15 protein-coding genes are annotated in these 15714 nt (G+C 69.0%); 5 read left to right on the forward strand and 10 right to left on the reverse strand.

All coding sequences use genetic code 11. The features are described 5' to 3' along the window. Positions 1 to 1067: 1067 nt before the first annotated feature. Positions 1068 to 1439: a VOC family protein gene (locus QH290_RS22855; RefSeq protein WP_280261586.1), complete on the reverse strand. Its 372-nt coding sequence runs from the start codon at positions 1437 to 1439 to the stop codon at positions 1068 to 1070. Positions 1440 to 1572: 133 nt separating this feature from the next. On the opposite strand from QH290_RS22855, the gene QH290_RS22860 reads away from it, so the two are divergent. Then, a complete protein-coding gene (locus QH290_RS22860; RefSeq protein ID WP_280261588.1) occupies positions 1573 to 2028 on the forward strand; it encodes a MarR family winged helix-turn-helix transcriptional regulator in 456 nt (151 codons plus the stop codon). Position 2029: 1 nt separating this feature from the next. Here the strand turns inward: QH290_RS22860 and QH290_RS22865 are convergent, their stop codons facing one another. From QH290_RS22865 to QH290_RS22875, 3 genes are read right to left on the reverse strand one after another with little or no spacing between them, the layout of a single operon-like run. Next, positions 2030 to 2455, reverse strand: a complete 426-nt coding sequence (locus QH290_RS22865) for a PPOX class F420-dependent oxidoreductase (protein WP_280261590.1) — start codon at positions 2453 to 2455, stop codon at positions 2030 to 2032. A 22-nt stretch (positions 2456 to 2477) separates the two neighbouring features. Beyond that, positions 2478 to 3095 carry a LuxR C-terminal-related transcriptional regulator gene (locus QH290_RS22870; protein ID WP_280261619.1) on the reverse strand — a complete coding sequence of 206 codons (618 nt, stop codon included), beginning with the start codon at positions 3093 to 3095 and terminating at the stop codon, positions 2478 to 2480. Then, complete coding sequence (locus tag QH290_RS22875) at positions 3092 to 4243, reverse strand: sensor histidine kinase (RefSeq protein ID WP_280261622.1); 1152 nt, start codon at positions 4241 to 4243, stop codon at positions 3092 to 3094. The genes QH290_RS22870 and QH290_RS22875 overlap by 4 nt, the downstream gene beginning before the upstream one ends. Positions 4244 to 4374: 131 nt before the next feature. On the opposite strand from QH290_RS22875, the gene QH290_RS22880 reads away from it, so the two are divergent. Together QH290_RS22880 and QH290_RS22885 are read left to right on the forward strand one after the other, a co-directional pair. Next, positions 4375 to 5424 carry an ABC transporter permease gene (locus QH290_RS22880; RefSeq protein ID WP_280385028.1) on the forward strand — a complete coding sequence of 350 codons (1050 nt, stop codon included), beginning with the start codon at positions 4375 to 4377 and terminating at the stop codon, positions 5422 to 5424. Positions 5425 to 5450: 26 nt separating this feature from the next. After that, positions 5451 to 6179: an ABC transporter ATP-binding protein gene (locus QH290_RS22885; protein WP_280261626.1), complete on the forward strand. Its 729-nt coding sequence runs from the start codon at positions 5451 to 5453 to the stop codon at positions 6177 to 6179. Between the two features lie 16 nt (positions 6180 to 6195). Here the strand turns inward: QH290_RS22885 and QH290_RS22890 are convergent, their stop codons facing one another. The 6 genes from QH290_RS22890 to QH290_RS22915 form a co-directional block, all read right to left on the reverse strand. Continuing rightward, complete coding sequence (locus tag QH290_RS22890; protein ID WP_280385029.1) at positions 6196 to 8145, reverse strand: acetoacetate--CoA ligase; 1950 nt, start codon at positions 8143 to 8145, stop codon at positions 6196 to 6198. Between the two features lie 95 nt (positions 8146 to 8240). Then, positions 8241 to 9065, reverse strand: a complete 825-nt coding sequence (locus tag QH290_RS22895; RefSeq protein WP_280385030.1) for an HpcH/HpaI aldolase/citrate lyase family protein — start codon at positions 9063 to 9065, stop codon at positions 8241 to 8243. A 22-nt stretch (positions 9066 to 9087) separates the two neighbouring features. After that, positions 9088 to 9558, reverse strand: coding sequence for a MaoC family dehydratase (locus QH290_RS22900; protein WP_280261638.1), 471 nt, complete (start codon positions 9556 to 9558; stop codon positions 9088 to 9090). An 8-nt stretch (positions 9559 to 9566) separates the two neighbouring features. Then, positions 9567 to 10727: an acyl-CoA dehydrogenase family protein gene (locus QH290_RS22905; RefSeq protein ID WP_280261632.1), complete on the reverse strand. Its 1161-nt coding sequence runs from the start codon at positions 10725 to 10727 to the stop codon at positions 9567 to 9569. Then, entirely contained in the window at positions 10724 to 12733 is a 2010-nt protein-coding gene (locus QH290_RS22910) for an acetyl/propionyl/methylcrotonyl-CoA carboxylase subunit alpha (RefSeq protein WP_280385034.1), read from the reverse strand. The genes QH290_RS22905 and QH290_RS22910 overlap by 4 nt, the downstream gene beginning before the upstream one ends. Positions 12734 to 12738: 5 nt before the next feature. Continuing rightward, positions 12739 to 14322, reverse strand: a complete 1584-nt coding sequence (locus QH290_RS22915) for a carboxyl transferase domain-containing protein (RefSeq protein WP_280385032.1) — start codon at positions 14320 to 14322, stop codon at positions 12739 to 12741. A 94-nt stretch (positions 14323 to 14416) separates the two neighbouring features. Between QH290_RS22915 and QH290_RS22920 the strand changes: the two genes are divergently transcribed. After that, positions 14417 to 15010, forward strand: coding sequence for an SACE_7040 family transcriptional regulator (locus QH290_RS22920; RefSeq protein WP_280261635.1), 594 nt, complete (start codon positions 14417 to 14419; stop codon positions 15008 to 15010). A 180-nt stretch (positions 15011 to 15190) separates the two neighbouring features. Then, positions 15191 to 15523: a hypothetical protein gene (locus QH290_RS22925; RefSeq protein ID WP_280261637.1), complete on the forward strand. Its 333-nt coding sequence runs from the start codon at positions 15191 to 15193 to the stop codon at positions 15521 to 15523. Positions 15524 to 15714 lie beyond the last annotated feature (191 nt).

Raw genomic sequence — 15714 nt, forward strand, 5'->3', positions numbered from 1 at the left:
CAACCCCCCGGCCTGGCTAAACCCCACGGCCCCACCCCCCGTGGCGCCCCACCGGGCGGGGGGCCCCACGCCGGCCCGCCCGCGCACCGCGACGAAGGCGCGCATTAGTCCTAGGTCTCGTCTCGGTAACCGCGATAGCTACAGCATCCTGCGCCGACGATCAGCCCGAATCGAGTTCGGCCCAGAAGCCTTATCCGTATACGGCACCGTCCGCACTGCAGGAGGCAACCTCGGTATGGAGCGCCGAGCCGGGTCTCGATCTGCTGAGCGATCAAGGCCTGCTGGCGCGTGGCGCCGCCGAATCCGAGTTCATCGCCAACGCAACGAAACCCGACAAGGCATATTGGGGATTCCAGTGGGTACCGGTCAAGGACGACGGTCGCAATGTCGGTAAGGCGCTCAACAGCAACCTACAGGATGCCAACCTGGTCGGCACGTTGCATTGGCGGCTGATGTCTTTGACCTCGCGGAAAGGCGGCTTCGACGCCGAGGTCTGTCTCCAGATGCGAGGCGCCTCCGCCAGATTTCCCGTGGTTCATGATCCGGGCAAGAACAACTACGTCACGTGGACTGTGGGGTCGATTCAAAAGACCCGCATCGAGTTCAGGAGCAGTAAGCGAACCAAGGCGATACCCGAGCCCGCACTTCGCCAGACCGCGCCGGTCGCCCCTGACTCACAGGATGCGCTGCGTTGGCAGGGACCATCCGTAGATATTTTCGACGGCTGGCAACTGAGTATCACCAACGCCTTGAATGTTGTCGACTCGGATCCGGCTGAGACAGCACAATGTCGCGCGTGGGGGTACACACTGTTTCCCCCACCCTCCGCAGAGGATGAATCGAAAGCCAGAATGGGTGCCTCACTGGGTGGCGGTATGCACTCCGTCCGCATGGAACGACCGGTCACCTTGCCCGCCTACCCAGGCTGGCCACACTAACGTAACCATTCGTCGCCTTTGTCTTGGCTTGCCAAGTTCCCGCACCCTGTGCATGTTCACGCACTCCCTACACGCCTTCGCAGAGGGTGCGGGAACCAACAGGGAGTGCGGGAATGGGCGCATCGCTTCTCACGGGGCCATTGTGAACAGTTCGTAGCTGTGTCCGTCCGGGTCGCGGACGTAGACGCCGCGTCCGCCTGCCAGGTGGTTGATATTGCGGTCCCATCCGAGTTCGGGGCTCGATCCGTAGTCGACGGCGGGCCATTGCGCCAGGCGGTTCAGGACGGCGTCGAAGGTGTCGTCGTCGATCAGGAAGGCGTAGTGCCCGGGCTCGACCCGGCCACGCTGGTCGTAGTCGAGGGTCAGGTCGTCGTTGACCGCTACCGGGACGAACGGACCCGCGGGCGGCGACACCCGTAACCCGAGCAGCTCCGCGAAAAACGTTGCCGCCGCATGGTTATCGGTGGCCGGGACGATCGTGTGGTTGAGGACGATGGACATGTGAGCCTCCCGCGCCGGGTGTCGGTGCCAGCGGCCCGACCCCGCGTAGATGTATGCGATACGCACGCAATTATACATGCGGATCGCATACATTTGGATAGACCTGTCCGACAAGACCGGTAGGTTGAGCCTCGTGAATCGCCCCGCCCATACCCCCGACGGCGGTCCCGCCCTGTTCCGGCTGGTCCGCTTCTGGTCCCGGCGCTGGGTCAACCGCGCCCTCGACCCGGGCGAGCCGGACGGCGATATGCGTCAGGTCCAGTACATCCAGGCCGTCGAGGCGGTGGCCGCGCGCAGCGGGGCCGAGGAGGCGACCGTCACCACCGTCGCCACCCAGCTCGGCCTCGATCATTCGGGCGCCAGCCGCATCGTCCGCGAGACGGTCGCGGCCGGTTACCTGCGCCGGGCCGACTCGGCGCACGACCGCCGCCGCGTCGTCCTGGAACTGACCGACCGCGGCCGCGACCTGCTCGCCGCGTCCCGGGACTGGCAGCGGCGCTGCTTCGACGAGCTCACCGCCTCGTGGGACGCGGACGATCGCCGCCGATTCGCCCGCTACCTGCAGCGACTGGCCGACGAGAGCACGTGACCTACCCCGTCATATCGAAGCCGCCGAGGATCTTGGTGGGCCGCAGACGGACCACCAGCTCCCCCGGCACGCCGTTGCGCTTGCCGAACTCCTCGGCCCGGTCGGCACCCATGTAGCGGGCGGCGATGGCGGTGGCGGTGCGCACCAGTTCGTCGAGGTCCTCGGAGACGGTGGCGGTGCCCTGGACCTGCAGATACGCGTACGGCGGTGCGTCCAGGTCGACGCACAGCGCCAGGCGCGGATCGCGGGCGATCGCCTTCCCCTTCGCCGTGTTCTTGCCGGTGTTGAAGACCAGTTCGTCGCCCTCGAGGATGAACCAGACCGGGTTGATGACCGGCCGTCCGTCGGTGGCCACGAACGCGAGCTTGCCGGTGCGCGTGCCGTAGGACAGGAATTCGCGCACCTGAGGATCGGTAATGGAGGCCATGGCGGTCAGCCTACGCGCCTTCCTAGATCGCCCCGCGCTCCCGCGCCCGCGCGACCGCCGACGTCCGCGACTTCACCCCCAGTTTCGAATAGATGTGCACGAGATGGGATTTCACGGTCGTCTCGCTGAGAAACAACCGCTTGCCGATCTCGCGATTGGAATGCCCGTCGGCCACCAGCCGCAGCACCTCGACCTCCCGCGGGCTCAACGTGGTGTCGGGCTTGCGGACCCGGGTCATGAGCCGCGACGCGACCGACGGCGACAGCACGCTCTCCCCCGCCGCCGCACCGCGCACCGCCGCCAGCAGCTCGGCGGGCGGCGTGTCCTTCAGGATGTAGCCGCAGGCCCCGGCCTCGATCGCACCGAGAATGTCGGCATCGGTGTCGTAGTTGGTGACCACCAGCACGTTCGGCGGATTCGGCAGGGCGCGTAACGCCATCGTGGCGTCCACCCCCGACTTGCCCGCGCCGAAACGCAGATCCATCAGCACCAGATCGACGGCGGTGGCGGTGCAGAAGGCCACGGCCTCCTCGGCGGTCGCCGCCTCGCCGAGCACGTCGATGTCCTCGCCGGAATCGAGCAGGGCGCGCAGACCGGCCCGGACGATGGCGTGATCGTCGGCGAGCAGCAGCCCGATCATGGCGCCTCCTGCAGCGGGAACGTGACGGTGACGGCGGTGTGGCCGGATTCGGATTCCACGTTCATGCTGCCACCCTGCTGCTCGACGCGGCTGCGCATGGCCGCGAGACCGAACGTGCCACGCGCGAAAACCGCTGGGTCGATACCGATTCCGTCGTCGACCACGTCCAGGTGCACGGCGTCGCCGGCGTAGGTGAGGGTGATCCGCATCCGGTCGGCCCGGGCGTGCCGGACCACATTGGACACCGCGCCCTGCGCCACCCGCACCAGCGCGGCCTCGATCGGCATCGGCAGCCGTTCCGGCGCACCCTCCACCAGCACCTGGGTCTCGAGCCCGGGAGCGCTGGCGCGCTGGGCGATTCGCTCCAGCGCCTCGGTCAGCGACTGGCCCTCGAGGACGGCCGGGGTGAGTTCGGCGATGAGCTGGCGGGTTTCGGCGAGGCTGTCGGCGGCTGTGTCGCGGGCCAACCGAATCTGTTCCAGCGCAGGATGATCCGGGCCGGAGCGCTCGGCGGCATGCAGCAGCAGCTGAATGCTGGACAACCCCTGCGCCACCGTGTCGTGGATCTCCTGCGCCAGCCGCTGCCGCTCGGCCAGCTTGCCCGCCGTGCGCTCCTGTTCGGCGAGAGTGGCACGGGCGGCGAGCAATTCGTCGATCAACCGCTGCCGGTCGGCGGCCTCCTGGAACAGCGCCCGATATCCCAGCCCGATCGCGAGGGCGACCAGCGCACCCAGCACCGGACCGATCACGCCGCCGATCGACCAGCCCTGGTGCAGCGCGAAGCCGACCACGGAGACCGCGGTGGCCACGGCGACCGCGACCGCACCCCAGATCCGCGGCAGCAGATGCAGATACAGAAAGAACAACCCGAAGACGAGATAGATCGCATAGGGCTCGACCGCGACCAGTCCCAGCCACAGCACCGTCAGCGCGCCCAGCCACACCCGGGCCGCCACGGGCCGCCCGCGCAGCGCGACACCGGCGAAGTAGGTCACCAGGAACAGCACCGCCAGTGTGATCACACCCCACCGATGCGTACCGCCGGGCACCAGCGCGCGACCGACGACGACCGCGGTCAACGCCACCATCAGCGCATGCAGCCCGAGCTGCAGCGCGGCGAAGACAGGGGTCAGCGGCGAGCGGTGCACGCCTGCCAGCTTATGCGCGGCTACCTGCGCGGCATCCATCGAAAGGTGTATTCGGCCGCCCACCGTCGGCATACCCGGGATCGGTCCGGTCTCACGATGCCCGGCGCCGCGATCGGCACCAGGCTGGAACCATGTTCGTCGCGCTGCGAGATCTGCGGGCCGCCCGCGGTCGCTTTCTGCTCATCACGCTGGTCGTGGTCCTGGTCGCGCTGCTGGTGAGTTTCCTCAGCGGCCTCACGGCCGGGCTCGCGCACCAGAACGTCTCCGCGATCGAGAAGATGACCGGCGACGCGGTGGTCTTCGCCGACACCGGCGCCGCGCCCGCCTTCGATTCCTCGACGCTGTCGCGGGAACAGGTGCGGGCCTGGCAACACGCCGGTGGGGTGGTCGACCCGGTCGGAATCGGCTACGGCCAGGCCGCGCTCGGTGGGTCTCCGCCCACTCGCGTGGCGCTGTTCGGGGTGCAGGGCAGCGCGTTCGGCAATCAGGTGGCAACCGAGAGCGGCACCGTGGTGCTCAGCGCGCCCGCCGCCCGGCAACTGTCCGCCGCGCCGGGCGATCGCGTCGCTCTCGGCTCCGGTACCTATACCGTCGCCGCGGTCGGCGCCGACGACTGGTACAGCCACACGCCGGTGGTGTGGATGTCGCTGCCGGACTGGCAGGCCCTCGACCCGCGCGGCGGTGCCGCGACCGTGCTGGTCGTCTCGGACGTGCCCGATGCGGGGGCCGTGAACGCCGCCGCGCACACCACGACGACCAGCGTGCGGGGTTCGCTGTCCGCGCTGAGTTCATACGAGGCCGAGAACCGATCGCTGACCCTGATGACCGTCATGCTGTTCGCCATCTCCGCGCTGGTGATCGGTGCCTTCTTCACGGTGTGGACGATTCAGCGCACGCCCGACATCGCCACGTTGAAGGCGCTGGGTGCGACCACCGGTTCGCTGGCGCGAGATGCCTTGGGGCAGTCGCTGATCGTGCTCGCCATCGGCGTCGGGCTCGGGGTCGGCGGCACCGCGCTCGCGGGCGCATTCCTCGGCGATGGCCTGCCGTTCGTGCTCAGCGTCGGCACGACGCTCGTTCCCGCGGCCGCGCTGGTCGGCCTGGGCCTGCTCGGTGCGGCGTTCGCGCTGCGCTTCCTCGTCACCACCGATCCGCTCGCCGCGCTCAACCAGTCGCGCTGAATCATCTTGCCGTACAGGAGTATCCGATGACCACCTCGCTCACCGTCAGCGACGTCACCCTCACCTACCCGGACGGGACCGGCCGCCTCACCGCGCTCGACGCGGTCGATCTCCGGGTGGACGGCGGCCGCATCGCCGCCATCACCGGGCCCTCCGGTTCCGGCAAATCCAGCCTGCTGGCGGTGGTTTCGACCCTGGTCCGTCCCGATAGCGGGCAGGTGCTGCTGGAAACCGCCTCCCGCAGTGTCGATCTCGCCGCGCTGAACCGCCGGGATGCCACCGCGCTGCGCCGCACCGATATCGGCATCGTGTTCCAGCAGCCGAATCTGGTTCCCGCGCTGACGGCCTCCGAACAGCTCGAGGCCATGGCACACCTCGGGCAGCGGCCGTTCGCCTCGCCCCGGATCCGCCGCGAAACTCGCAGCAAGGCACGGGATCTGCTCGCTGCGGTCGGCCTCTCCGGCCACGGGCACAAGCGTCCCGCCCAGCTGTCCGGCGGCCAGCGCCAGCGCGTGAATCTCGCCCGGGCACTCATGAACGATCCGGCGCTCCTGGTCATCGACGAACCCACCAGCGCGCTGGACACCGAGCGCGGCGCCGGCATCATCGATCTGATCCTCCGGGTGGTCCGCGACCACGGCGCCGCCACCCTGCTGGTGACCCACGACCGCGCGCACCTCCATCGGATGGACACGATCTACCGCATGGTCGACGGCCGCCTCGCCCTCGCCGAACCCGCCGAACTGCCTGCCTGACACACGTATACCAAGGTCAGTGCCCCTCTCGGTTCCCGGCGGGCTGGACCTCCGCGTACCAGTCCAGTAGGGCTGGGTTGTCCACCGCGGTGCGTTCCACGACGCGGGACGGGTCGGCGCCTTGGAACAGGCGTTTGATCGGGACCTCGAGTTTCTTGCCGGTGCGGGTGTGGGGGATGCCGGGGGCGAGGATGATCTCGTCGGGCACGTGCCGCGGCGAGACCTCGGTGCGAATCGTGTTCCTGATCCGCTCGGTCAGCTCGGGGGTCAGTTCGGCGCCCTCGGTGAGCACCACGAACAGCGGCATCCAGTAGCCCCCGTCGGGTTGTTCGGCGCCGATCACCAGCGCCTCGGCGATCTCCGGCAGCCGCTCCACCGCCTGGTAGATGTCCGCCGAGCCCATCCGGATGCCCTGGCGGTTCAGCGTGGAATCCGAGCGACCGTGCACGACGATGCTGCCGTGCTCGGTGATGGTGATCCAGTCGCCGTGCCGCCACACACCCGGAAACATCTCGAAATACGCAGCGCGATACCGGCTTCCGTCCGGATCGTTCCAGAACTTCACCGGCATCGACGGCATCGGCTTCGTCAGCACCAGCTCACCGACCTCCCCGCGCACCGGCTGCCCGGCCTCGTCCCAGGAGTCCACGGCCGCACCCAGATACGGCACCGACAGCTCACCGGGCCACACCGGCACCGTACGCGCGCCCCCGATGAACGCCGACACCACATCGGTGCCGCCGCTGAGCGAGGACACCTGCACCCGCTCACCGACGTTGTCGCGCAACCACAGCGACGACGACGGCGGCAGCGACGACCCCGTGATGCCGACGGTGCGCAGCGGCGACAGATCATGGTCGCGCGCGGGCATCACACCCGCCTTGATACATGCCAGCACGTACCCGGGACTGCTGCCGAGCACCGTGGTCCTGGTGCGAGCGGCGATGTCCCACAGCGTATCCGGCGCAGGGTACCCCGGACTGCCGTCGTAACAGACGATCGTCGCACCCACCAGCAGCCCGGCGACCTGGAAATTCCACATCATCCAGCTCGGGCTGGTGTACCAGAAGAAGGTGTCGTCGCTACCGATATCCGACTGCAGCGCAACGGCTTTCAGATGTTCGACGATCACCCCGCCGTGTCCGTGCACGATGCCCTTGGGCAGCCCGGTGGTCCCCGATGAGTACAGCACCCACAGCGGGTGGTCGAAATCGACCTTGCCCGTGTCGATCTCGACGCCGACGGGTTCGGTGATCTGTTCCCAGTCCAGCGAGTTGGGCACCTCGCCCCCGAGCCGCGACACCACCACGGCCGCCCGCACCGTCGGCAGACCGGCGCGCAGCGCGGCGATATCGGCGGTCTTGTCGTGCGCCTTGCCGCCGTAGCGGTATCCGTCGGCCGTCACCAGCACCACGGGTTCGAGCTGCCCGAGCCGGTCGAGCGCCGCCTTCGCCGTATAGTCCTGGCCGCAGGCGCTCCAGACCGCGCCGAGGCTCGCCGTCGCCAGGAACGCGATGACGGCCTCCGGGATATTGGGCAGATAGCCGACGACGCGATCGCCCGGCTCGACCCCCTGCGCCCGCAGCACACCGGCGAAGGCGGCCGTGCGGCCCAGCAGTTCGGCCCACGGGATCTCGGTCAGGGTGCCGTCCTCGCTCGCGTACACGATCGCCGGACGGTCCGAGCGGGCATGGCGCACCACCTGGTCGACATAGTTCAGGCGGGTACCCGGAAACCATTGCGCGCCGGGCATTTCCGTTCCGGTGAGCACCCGCCGCGGCGGTGCGCCCAGCTCGAAGTACTCCCAGAGCGCACCCCAGAACCCGGGCAGATCGTCCACCGACCACTGCCACAGGGAGCGATAGTCCGGGAACTGCGCCCCGGTTCGTTCCGTCACGAACCGCGCGAAATCCGTGACGCGCGCGTCCGCGACATCCTGCTCACTCGGCACCCACTGCGGCTCCACCGCGAACCTCCCTACGCACTCGTCGCACCCGGCACCGCGACGCACGCCATGGCTACCGGAAATTCTCGCATCGCTCGACCCGCGCGGCCACGATGTCAGCCCCCCGGCGTATTCGGCTCGGCGCGGCGCACGATGCGCTCGGCATGCCGCACGATCGGGCCGTCGACCATGCGTCCCTCGAACGCGAAGACGCCCCGGTTGTTCGGCACCTCGGCGAGGAGCCTGCGCGCCCAGTCCACCTCGTCCGGCGACGGCAGGTAGGCGGTCCGGATGACCGGGACCTGGCCGGGGTGGATGGCCACCTTGGCGTCGAATCCCACCGCCACCGCGTCGTCGGTCTCCGCGCGCAGTCCGTCCAGATCGCGGATGTCGAGGTACACCGAATCCAGCGCGAGCTTGCCGTATGCCTTTGCGGCCAGCAGCATCGATGAGCGCACGTGGCGCTCCACATCGCGGTAACGGCCGTCGGCGTGCCTGCTCGAATTGCCGCCCAGCGACGCAACCAGGTCCTCGGCGCCCCACATCGCGCCGACGGCGTTGGGGACCCGCATCACCTCGTCCATCCGCAGTGCGCCCAGCGGGGATTCGAACAGCGCGATCACCTCGCATTCGGTGAGGCTCGAAACCTGTTCGACCGCTTCACATTTGGGCAGCATGACGCGCCGATACCGGGTCCCGGCGAGCGCCTTCAGGTCCAGGGTGTGGTCCTGCGACCCGGCCGCGTTCACCCGGACCACGGTGCGCTCGGGGTCGAGCGGGGTGGCGGTCAGCGCCTGGCGCGCGGCGTCCTTGTCGGCGGGCGCGACACCGTCTTCCAGGTCGAGAATCACCACATCGGCTGCGGCCGCGGCCTTTTCGTAGCGTTCGGGACGGTCGGCCGGGCAGAACAGCCAGGCGGGTCCGGGCAGCTCCCAGGTCATGATCGAACTCCCTCCGCAGTGCTCACGACGTCCACTTCCGCACCAGCGTGCGCCGGATCGCCGTGGCCACCACATCACCGTGCTGGTTGCGCCCGGTATGCGCGAAGGTCACGATGCCCTCGCCGGGGCGGCTCTTGGATTCCCGCTTCTCGGTGACCACGGTCTCGGCATACAGCGTGTCACCGTGGAACATCGGTTTCGGGAAGGCGATATCGGAGAAGCCCAGATTCGCCACGATCGTCCCCTGTGTCAGTTGTGCCACCGACAGGCCCACCAGCGTCGACAGCGTGAACATCGAATTCACCAGGCGCTGGTGAAAGGGCGGCAGCTCGTCGGCGAACGCCGCGTCCAGGTGCAGCGCCTGGGTATTCATGGTCAGGGTCGTGAACAGCACATTGTCGGCCTCGGTAATGGTGCGGCCCGGCCGGTGTTCGTACAGCACATCGGTCTCGAATTCCTCATACCACAGGCCGCGCTGCACGACCCGGCGCATCGGTTCCGTCACAGGCCCAGCTCCCGTCCGATCAGCATCAACTGCACCTCGGTGGTGCCCTCGCCGATTTCCAGAATCTTGCTGTCGCGGTAATGCCGGGCGACAGCATATTCGTTCATGAACCCGTAGCCGCCGAAGATCTGGGTGGCGTCGCGAGAATTGTCCATGGCCGCCTCGCTGGCGACCAGTTTCGCGATCGACGCCTGCTTTTTGAACGGCTTACCCGCCAGCATCAGCGCGGCCGCGTCGTAATACGCGGTGCGCGCGGCGTGTGCCCGCGCCTCCATCCGCGCGATCTTGAACGCGATCGCCTGATTGCGCCCGATCGCCTGCCCGAAGGCCTCGCGTTCCCGCGCGTATCGCACGCTCTCGTCGACGCAGCCCTGCGCGGCGCCCACCGACAGCGCGGCGATCGCGATCCGGCCCTCGTCGAGAATGCGCAGGAAGTTCGCGTATCCGCGCCCGCGCTCGCCGAGCAGATTCTCCTGTGGCACACGGACATCGGTGAGGCTGAGCGGATGGGTGTCGGAGGCGTTCCACCCGACCTTGTTGTAGGCCGGTTCGGCGACGAAACCCGGCGTATCGGTCGGCACCAGGATCGTGGAGATCTCCTTCTTGCCGTCGGTCTGCCCGGTCACCGCGGTCACCGTCACCAGCCGGGTGATATCGGTGCCGGAATTGGTGATGAACTGCTTGCTGCCGTTGATGATCCAGTCACCGCCGTCCAGCACGGCCGTGGTGCGGGTGCCGCCGGCGTCGCTGCCCGCGCCCGGCTCGGTGAGCCCGAAGGCCGCCAGCGCCCGGCCGGAGGTCAACTGCGGCAACCATTCCTGCCGCTGCTTGTCGTCGCCGAACCGGTAGATCGGCATGGCGCCCAGCGAGACCCCGGCCTCCAGGGTGATCGCCACGCTCTGATCGACCTTGCCGAGCTCCTCCAGCGCCAGGCACAGCGCGAAGTAGTCGCCGCCCATGCCGCCGTACTCCTCCGGGAACGGCAGCCCGAACAGACCCATATCGGCCATCCCGGCGATCACCTCGTACGGAAACGAATGCTCCGCATCGTGTTTCGCGGCGACCGGCGCGACCACCTGGCGGGCGAAATCCCGGACGGTCAGGGCGAGTTCGCGATACTCGTCGGGCAGGGTGCCGGTGGACAGGAAGTCGGTCATGCGATGGGTTCCTTCGAATCGTCGGGGGCGATGCGGGCGAGCACCTGGTCGACCTGGACCTGCGCGCCCGAATCGACCAGTAGCTCAACGGTTCCCGCGATCGGCGCGGTGAGGGTGTGTTCCATTTTCATGGCCTCGACGACCGCGATCGGCGCGCCCGCGGCCACCGACGCCCCGGGATCGACCGCTATCGCGATCACCGAACCCGGCATGGGACTGCGGATTTCGGCCTCTCCCACCTGCTCCGCGCCCGCCCGCACATTCGCCTCGGCGACCTCCCGGACGGCGGCAACCCCGGTCGCATCGGCGACCCACAGCTGGCCCGAGTGCTCGGCCACCCGGCACCGGCTGCGCACACCACCGACGGTCACCGCGAGCTCGTCGTCCTCGAACTCGGCTGTCAGCGTGCGCTTTTCGGATTCGTCGAGCCAGACTTCGGCATTCCCGGGAGAGCCGGTGAGATAGACGTGGGTGGTGCGGTCGCCTCCGGACAGCCGCAGCACGGTCGGAGCCGCAGCGCCCAGCCGCCACCCGCTCGGCGTCGCCCACACGTCCCGCACGCCGGATTCCCATCGGCGCAGCCACCGGAACACCGCGGCCGCCACGAATTGCTCCTCGGACACCGGCGCGGCACGGAAATCCCCGGCCCTGCGATCCAGCAGCCCCGTATCCAGCCGTCCCGCCTGCACGTCGGTATCGGCCAGCAGGAACCGCAGGAAGTCGATGTTCGTCCGCACGCCCAGCACCAGGGTGTCGGCCAGCGCGCGATCGAGCCGGGCGAGGGCGTCGGCGCGGGTGGACGAGTGCGCGATCACCTTGGACAGCATCGGATCGTAGTCACTGCCGACCACCGACCCGGCCCGCAGACCCGAATCCACCCGCACCCCGGCACCGTTCGGCTCCGACAGCGCGAGGACGGTGCCGCCGGTCGGCAGGAAATCGCGGCCCGGATCCTCGGCGTAGACGCGGGCCTCGATCGCGTGGCCCGTCATCCGGATGTCCTCCTGCGCGACCGCCAGCTTCTGCCCGGCCGCCACCCGCACCTGACATTCCACCAGGTCGACGCCGGTGATCATCTCGGTCACCGGATGTTCCACCTGCAGGCGGGTATTCATCTCCATGAAGAAGAATTCGTCGGGCCGGTCGGCGGACACGATGAACTCGACCGTCCCGGCGCCCACGTAGTCGACGCTGCGGGCGGTGTTGCAGGCCGCCGCGCCGATCCGGGCCCGGGTCTCGGCATCCAGCAGCGGCGACGGCGCCTCCTCGATCACCTTCTGATGCCTGCGCTGCAGGCTGCACTCGCGTTCGCCCAGATGCAGCACCTGGCCGAACCTGTCGGCGAGCACCTGCACCTCGATGTGCCGGGGCCGGGTGACGAACCGCTCCAGGAACAGGGTGTCGTCGCCGAAGGCGGCCGCCGCCTCGCGCCGCGCACTCGCCAGCGCGGCAGGCAGCTGCTCGGGCTCGTGCACCAGCCGCATGCCCTTGCCGCCGCCGCCCGCGGACGGCTTCACCAGCACGGGATATCCGATATCCGCTGCGGCATCGAGTAATTCGGCATCGGTCAGGCCCGGGCGCGCGATCCCCGGCACGACGGGCACGCCGAAGGCGGCGACCGCGTTCTTGGCGGCGATCTTGTCGCCCATGATCTCGATCGCGCGCGCGGGCGGGCCCAGGAAGACCGGGCCCGCCTCGGCGAGCGCCGTGGCGAAGGCCGAATTCTCCGACAGGAAGCCGTATCCCGGGTGCACCGCCTGCGCGCCGGTGCGCACCGCGGCCTCGACGACCTTGGCGATGTCGAGATAGCTCTCCCGGGCCGGAGCCGGGCCCAGGCGCACCGCGGTGTCGGCCTCGTGCACGTGCCGGGCCTCGGCGTCGGCGTCGCTGTACACCGCCACCGATCGAATCCCCATGGCGCGCAGCGTCCGGATGACGCGCACCGCGATCTCGCCGCGATTGGCGACCAGCACGGTGTCGAACGGAACGGGCGAATTCTGCAGCATCGTCATCACATCCGGAATACGCCGTAGGACACGGGCTCGAGCGGGGCCTGCGCGCAGACCGACAGCGCCAGCCCCAGCACGGTCCTGGTGTCGGCCGGATCGATCACGCCGTCGTCCCACAGCCGCGCGGTCGAATAGTACGGATTACCTTGTCGCTCATATTGTTCCCGGATCGGCGCCTTGAACTCCTCCTGCTCCTCGGCGCTCCAGGCATCGCCGAGCTGATCGCCGCGGACGGTGGCCAGCACCGAGGCGGCCTGTTCGCCACCCATCACCGAGATCCGGGCATTCGGCCACATCCACAGGAAGCGTGGCGAATACGCGCGCCCGCACATCGAGTAATTGCCCGCGCCGTAGGATCCGCCGATCATCACCGTCAGCTTCGGCACCCGGGCACAGGCGACCGCGGTCACCATCTTCGCGCCGTTCTTGGCGATGCCGCCCGCCTCGTAGTCGCGGCCGACCATGAAACCGGTGATGTTCTGCAGGAACACCAGCGGAATCGACCGCTTGTCGCACAGCTCGATGAAATGCGCTCCCTTGACCGCGGATTCGCTGAACAGCACGCCGTTGTTGGCGACGATGCCGACCGGGTGACCGTGAATGCGGGCGAACCCGGTGACCAGGGTGCGCCCGTATTCCTGTTTGAACTCGGAGAACTCGCCGCCGTCGACGATCCGCACGATGACCTCGCGCACATCGTAGGGTGTGCGCGAATCGACCGGCACCACATCGTAGAGTTCCGACTGCGGCGCAATGGGATCCACCGGCGGCGCCACCTCCCACGGGCTCGCCGCCTTCGGCCCCAGCGTGCTCACGATGCGGCGCACGATGCGCAGCGCATCCTGGTCGCTGTCGGCCAGGTGATCGGTGACACCGGAAGTGCGCGAATGCAATTCGCCGCCGCCGAGCTCCTCCGCGGTGACCACCTCGCCGGTCGCCGCCTGCACCAGCGGCGGCCCGCCCAGGAAGATGGTGCCCTGGTCGCGCACGATGACGGCCTCGTCACTCATCGCCGGGACGTACGCGCCACCCGCCGTGCACGAACCCATCACCGCGGCGATCTGCGCGATTCCCTCGGCGCTCATGGTCGCCTGGTTGTAGAAGATGCGGCCGAAATGCTCGCGATCCGGGAACACCTCGTCCTGATGCGGCAGATACGCGCCGCCGGAGTCGACGAGGTAGAGGCAGGGCAGGCGATTCTGCAGCGCGACCTCCTGCGCACGCAGATGCTTCTTGACCGAGATCGGGTAATAGGTGCCGCCTTTGACGGTGGCGTCGTTGGCGACGATCACGCATTCGCGGCCGGACACCCGGCCGATCCCGCTGATGATGCCCGCGCCCGGACAGTCGTCCCCGTACATCCCGGTCGCGGCCAGCGGCGACAGCTCCAGGAACGGGCTGCCGCTGTCGAGCAGCTGGTCGACCCGCTGCCGCGGCAGCAGTTTCCCGCGGGCCACATGCCGCTCGCGCGCCTTGGCCGGGCCGCCGAGCGCGTTCGCCGCCAGCCGCGCGCGCAGATCCTCCACCAGCGCCAGGTGAGCCGCCCGGTTGGCACCCTGCACCCGCGTGTCCTGCGTAACCGTCATCACGCCATCCTGCCCGATCGGTTAATCGCCAATAACTGGAATTTAAGATAGTCTCCATTAACTGAGTTGTCCATAGCCGGCGAGAGGAGGCGCGGTGACCAGCAGCGATTCGGCCACACCCACGCGCCGCGAGCAGCTGAAGGCACAGCGCCGGGAGCAGCTGCTGGAGGCGGGAGCGCGGCTGATTGCCGACCGCGGCTTCCCCGGCGTGCGACTCGACGATCTGGGTGCGGCGGCCGGGATCAGCGGTCCGGCGGTCTACCGGCACTTCCCCAGCAAGGAGGCCCTGCTGGTCGAGCTGCTGGTGGGGGTCAGTCAGCGACTGCTGGAGGGCGGCAGAGCCGTTGTCGCGCATGCCGATTCGCCGCGCGCGGCCCTGTCCGGGCTGGTCGACTTCCACCTCGACTTCGCCCTCGGCGAGCCGGAACTCATCCGCATCCAGGACCGCGACCTGGAGAATCTCCCCGAGGCCGCCCGGCGTCAGGTCCGTCGCACGCAGCGGCAGTACGTCGAGGCGTGGGTGTCGGTGCTGTGCCGACTGCACCCCGACCTCCCGGAGGCCACCGCTCGCGTCCAGGCGCACGCCACCTTCGGGCTGATCAACTCGACTCCGCACAGCGCCTCCGCCGCCCTCGCCAGCCGTGCGCGCCCGATCCTGCGCCGCATGGCACTGGCCGCGCTGGACTGAACCGCGGGGCTCGTCGGCTGGGAATTGTTCCCACGAGAGGCGAATTCGGCTGTCCCGCACTACCGTCACGGACGGTGCTCGGGGGTGTTTTGTGGGCCTGTCGTCTCGTGGGCGACAGAAGCCGTCGCAGCACATGTGGTGCCCTCGCACGCGGCGAGGGCTGGAAAGGTTATGGAGAGAATGGTACGTAAAACCCTGGTCAAGGCAGTCGCTGTCGCCGCTGCGCCGCTCGCTGCCGCGGTCGTGTTCGCCGGAGGCGCGAGCGCCGACACCGGACAGGCCGCGGCGCCGCAGGCCGCCCCGGTGGCCGGTGTCCCGCTGGAGTCCGAGGACATCACCACCAACCCCAACGCCCAGTATCCGGATCCGGTGCTGAACGGCGCGGCCCTCGGCGCGGGAATCGGTTCCGCCGTGGGCTTCTGGACCGGGTCCGGCGGCCCGATCCTCGGCGGCCTGATCGGCGCGCTGGTCGGCGCGACCAACCCGGACGTGGTCCCGCAGGTCCTCCCCTGATCCGGCGGTAGATCGCACTCGCGAGGCCCGGGGGCCGGGGTATAGGCCCGCCCCCCCCCCCCCCGGGGGAACCCCCCCCCCCCCCCCCAACCCCCCCCCCCCAAGCCCCCCGGCCCACCGGGTTTCACCACCCGCGCCAGCTCCGCCAGCGCCACGGCCGGATCGGCCACCGAGCACAACGTCATACACGC

The organism is Nocardia wallacei (assembly GCF_029869545.1).
Taxonomy (GTDB): Bacteria; Actinomycetota; Actinomycetes; order Mycobacteriales; family Mycobacteriaceae; genus Nocardia; species Nocardia wallacei_A.

Coding starts and splice junctions, on each gene's coding strand:
- QH290_RS22910 (WP_280385034.1), bottom strand. CDS start 12,733: ATGCTGCAGAATTCGCCCGTTCCGTTCGACACCGTGCTGGTCGCCAAT.
- QH290_RS22905 (WP_280261632.1), bottom strand. CDS start 10,727: ATGACCGACTTCCTGTCCACCGGCACCCTGCCCGACGAGTATCGCGAA.
- QH290_RS22855 (WP_280261586.1), bottom strand. CDS start 1,439: ATGTCCATCGTCCTCAACCACACGATCGTCCCGGCCACCGATAACCAT.
- QH290_RS22925 (WP_280261637.1), top strand. CDS start 15,191: ATGGTACGTAAAACCCTGGTCAAGGCAGTCGCTGTCGCCGCTGCGCCG.
- QH290_RS22865 (WP_280261590.1), bottom strand. CDS start 2,455: ATGGCCTCCATTACCGATCCTCAGGTGCGCGAATTCCTGTCCTACGGC.
- QH290_RS22885 (WP_280261626.1), top strand. CDS start 5,451: ATGACCACCTCGCTCACCGTCAGCGACGTCACCCTCACCTACCCGGAC.
- QH290_RS22880 (WP_280385028.1), top strand. CDS start 4,375: ATGTTCGTCGCGCTGCGAGATCTGCGGGCCGCCCGCGGTCGCTTTCTG.
- QH290_RS22895 (WP_280385030.1), bottom strand. CDS start 9,065: ATGACCTGGGAGCTGCCCGGACCCGCCTGGCTGTTCTGCCCGGCCGAC.
- QH290_RS22915 (WP_280385032.1), bottom strand. CDS start 14,322: ATGACGGTTACGCAGGACACGCGGGTGCAGGGTGCCAACCGGGCGGCT.
- QH290_RS22870 (WP_280261619.1), bottom strand. CDS start 3,095: ATGATCGGGCTGCTGCTCGCCGACGATCACGCCATCGTCCGGGCCGGT.
- QH290_RS22900 (WP_280261638.1), bottom strand. CDS start 9,558: ATGCGCCGGGTCGTGCAGCGCGGCCTGTGGTATGAGGAATTCGAGACC.